The organism is Chitinispirillales bacterium (assembly GCA_031254455.1).
Taxonomy (GTDB): Bacteria; Fibrobacterota; Chitinivibrionia; order Chitinivibrionales; family Chitinivibrionaceae; genus WRFX01.
Map to the genome: position 1 here is coordinate 1 of JAIRUI010000069.1, position 3,761 is coordinate 3,761.

A 3,761-nucleotide genomic window follows, 5' to 3' on the forward strand; every position below is an offset into this window, starting at 1 on the left:
TATTCGCTCTCTTTTGAAATTGCTTCCTGAATTTTTTCGATTTCTCCTTTTAGTTCCTCAATGATTCCGGTTAAATATACTTTTTCCCGTTCCTGTGTATAATTAAATTCCGGGACAGAATTTACATCAGGCATACCCATAAAATAAACTCCTAACTTTTACAAATTTTCACTATTATTTTATATTTATACAGTGAGAAATTAATTATACCATATCCCGAAAAAAAATGCAATAGGTTAATTAAAATTTTTTGCTGTTATCGCAAATTTTGTTACTACTCAGCGAAAGGGAAAAAAAGATTGCATTTCCGAAACTTTTATGGTAAAATAGAAACATAGAAGGGCGGTGAGATTTTGGCAAGAAACTATGAAAAAGATTTGTATAACCACAATCAGGAACTAATAAAAGAAAATGAAAGGCTAAAGGCAAAGGCAGCCAAAATCGAAACTGAAACAGCAAATAAATATTTAGGAATAATAGACAGATTAAACGAAACGATAGAAACAGTGCTGGAAAAATGCGGCGCACTTGAGGAACGAGTGTTAAAGTTGGAAACGGAAAACGAGAGAATGCGGAAGCAACTGAACAATGACAGTAGCAATTCGAGCAAACCGCCGTCAAGCGATGATAAGCCAAATGCGCCGAACACATATAACGGCAGAACAAAGAGCGGAAAAAAGAGCGGCGGGCAAACCGGACATAAGGGGAATCGGTTAAATCGCGTAGTGATAGAAGAAAAAATATCCAGTGGGCAAATGAAACGAGAAATCGTAAACCATGGTATGCCTGTGGGTAATTATGTTTCTAAGTATGTTATTGATGTAAAGTTAGAAACATTCGCAATCGAACATCGGTTTTACGATAATGCAGATATTCCCAAAGAATTACGCCCTGAAGTTCAATACGGTACAGGAATCAAATCATTTGTGGCGACGCTTGCCGGACAGGGTCTTGTGTCAAGCAGTCGAATCGTAGATATGCTTTCGGCTTGGACGAATGGCGCGATAGAACTATCGGATGGTACAATCTACAACTTTTTGTCGGAGTTCAACGGCAAATCAGCAGCTTTTATTGAGAACACCAAGAGTAAACTGCTAAACAATACAATTATGAACGTTGACGAAACAGGAGCGCGAGTAAACGGTCGCAATATGTTTTTCAGGAATTACAGTGGCACAAAGCACGTTCTTTATACAGCCAATCAAACAAAAGGCAAAAAAGCCATAGAAGATGATAACATTCTGCCGCAGTATGTTGGAATCTTGATTCATGACCACAACACGGTCAACTACAATTACGGTGGAGGCAACTCCGAGTGCAATGTCCATCTTATCAGGTATCTGAAAGCGAACTCAGACAATACGCATCACCTCTGGTCGGAAGATATGATTGAGTTTCTTCTGTCGCTGAAAAGGTCGAGGGAACTTGCGATTGCCTTTGGCGCGAAATCATTTGAGCAAGCCGATTCAGAGGGCTATCTAAAACGATATGACGAAATCGTTTCGGCGGGATTTGAGGTAAACAAAGACACAAAATCACGATTCTACCGCGACGAAGAGAGGAAGCTCCTTAAAAGGCTGAAAAAGTACCGTGACAATCATCTGTTGTTTGCGGTCAACTTCACCGTGCCGTTCGATAATAATTTATCCGAACGTGATTTACGCATGGTCAAAGCTAAGCAGAAAGTATCCGGTTGTTTCAGAAGCCTCGGCGGCGCGAAAGTTTTCGCCAATCTCATGTCCGTCATCAAAACTGCTCTCAAGCAAAATATTTCCCCTTTCTCCGCCGTTACTTCCGTTTTCAATCAAAATTGTTGCTTACAATAGGCTGAGTAGTAACGAAAAGGTTACAGTACAGCAGGGGGTTGACAAAATAAAGAAAAAGAATTAAAATAGAGATATGAAAAATTACGAAAAGAGCGTATTTGCTCAATTAGAAGAAACGATAGAAGAAAAGGAAGGACTAAAAGCGGAGAACAAGAAATTGCGAGAAGAAAACAGGCATTTTCAAGGAGAAGTAAATCGACTTGAAAGTCGAGTGAGGACAATGGAAAAAACGCTTGAAGAGAGAATAGCAAAAGCAGTAAGTGCGGCAGTAGAAACGGCGGTGCAGCCATTGTGCATGGAAATAGAGGGAAAAGACAAAGAAATCAGTCGATTGAAAAGTATAATAGACAAGGATTCGTCAAATTCAGGGAAACCGCCGAGTAGCGATGGATTCAAGAAGATACCGAACAACCGAGAGCCGAGCGGAAGGAAACGGGGAGGACAGGCAGGACACAAGGGAAGCACATTGGTAGTGCCGAAAAATCTTGAAGAACTGGTGCGAGAAGAGAAAGCAGAACACAAGATAGTGGATATGACAAACGGAGCGGAGAAATATATAACGAAATGGTCGATAGACATAAAAACGAAAGTGATATACACAGAGTACCGTTGCCCTGTGAGAGAAATACCCACCATAAATTACGGAAACGAAATGAAAGCATATGCAACGCTTTTGATGAATGAGGGATTTATGTCACTTGACAGAGTAAGCAGTTTTATGAGTGAGATAACATACGGTCAAGTTGCACCGTCAGTAGCGACGCTGGAAAAAATCAACAAAGAGCTCTCAGATAAGGTTGATGTTGAGGCGTTAAAAAATGATTTGCTTAACGGCGAGGTGATGAATATTGATGAATCACCGATGAAAAGCGCGGAAAAACTTTTAGACGGTGTGCTTGAAACATCTGAAAAAACGACTTTCGACGTGACAATCCGAACACACTCAAACGCAACGACAACCTTTTACACGGTCAATCCCCGCAAAGACGACGAGGGTATCGAGAGAGATGGAATAATACCATCATTTCACGGAATATTTTCGCATGACCATGATAGGAAATATTACAAATACGGCAACTCTGCACTTCACGCGACATGCTGTGCGCATCTTTCGCGGGAGTTGAGGGGGCTTTATGAATTGTACAATATTTCGTGGGCGGCAGATTTCAGAAAGTTCATAAATGAAATGAACGCCTACAAAGAATCCACGGAGTTTTGTTCGGACGACCAATTAGAAGATTTTGAGCGAAGATATGATGATTTGGTGGCGAATGGAGCAAAAATCCTTGGGAGCGTCCCTAATATTTTCGGTCGTGATGAACTGAGAAAAGTGATTAATCGACTGACCGATTACAAGCAAAATTATTTGCTTTTTATCAAGGATTACAGGGCGCCTTTCACTAATAATTTAGCTGAACGCGATTTGCGCCCATGCAAAACCAAGCAAAAAGTTTCCGGCTGTTTCCGCTCTTGGGACGGTCTTAATAATTTTGCTCTCATTCGTTCCCTTATTTCTACTGCCAAAAAGCGTTCTCTCAATTTATTTGTTACTTTTTCTTCCTTGTTTTCTAACAAAATTTCTTTCCCCGCTGAACTGTAACTTATTCAAATAAAAAATTTCAGGTTTTTTGAAAAAACTGTTGAAAATATATTTTAAATATGATATAATATTATTTACTGCTATTATAAATAGCTTGATTAAAATAAAAAAGTTTATAATAATATAACGAGGTACAGCCAAAATGAAAGAAACAATTCATCCCGAATATTACGACGTAACAGTAAAATGCGCGTGCGGAGAACAAATAGTAACCCGCTCAACAAAAAAAGATATAAAAGTCGATATCTGCTCAAAATGCCATCCGTTCTTTACCGGCAAGCAGAAATTTGTTGACGCTGGCGGCAGAGTAGATAAATTTAAAAGACGTTACGGCG

General features: G+C 39.6%; 3 protein-coding genes. All 3 read left to right on the forward strand.

The window, feature by feature from the left end; translation table 11 throughout:
- The first annotated feature begins 353 nt into the window (after window positions 1–353).
- On the forward strand, window positions 354–1,826 hold the full coding sequence (locus LBH98_04675; protein MDR0304050.1) for a transposase: 1,473 nt from the start codon (window positions 354–356) through the stop codon (window positions 1,824–1,826).
- 73 nt (window positions 1,827–1,899) lie between these two features.
- Window positions 1,900–3,426, forward strand: coding sequence for a transposase (locus tag LBH98_04680; protein ID MDR0304051.1), 1,527 nt, complete (start codon window positions 1,900–1,902; stop codon window positions 3,424–3,426).
- A gap of 142 nt (window positions 3,427–3,568) precedes the next feature.
- On the forward strand, window positions 3,569–3,761 hold a 193-nt coding region (gene rpmE, locus LBH98_04685; protein ID MDR0304052.1), incomplete at its 3' end, for a 50S ribosomal protein L31.

What these genes read in the sequence shown, in the direction of transcription:
- LBH98_04680 (MDR0304051.1), top strand. Translation starts at nt 1,900, where the DNA reads ATGAAAAATTACGAAAAGAGCGTATTTGCTCAATTAGAAGAAACGATA.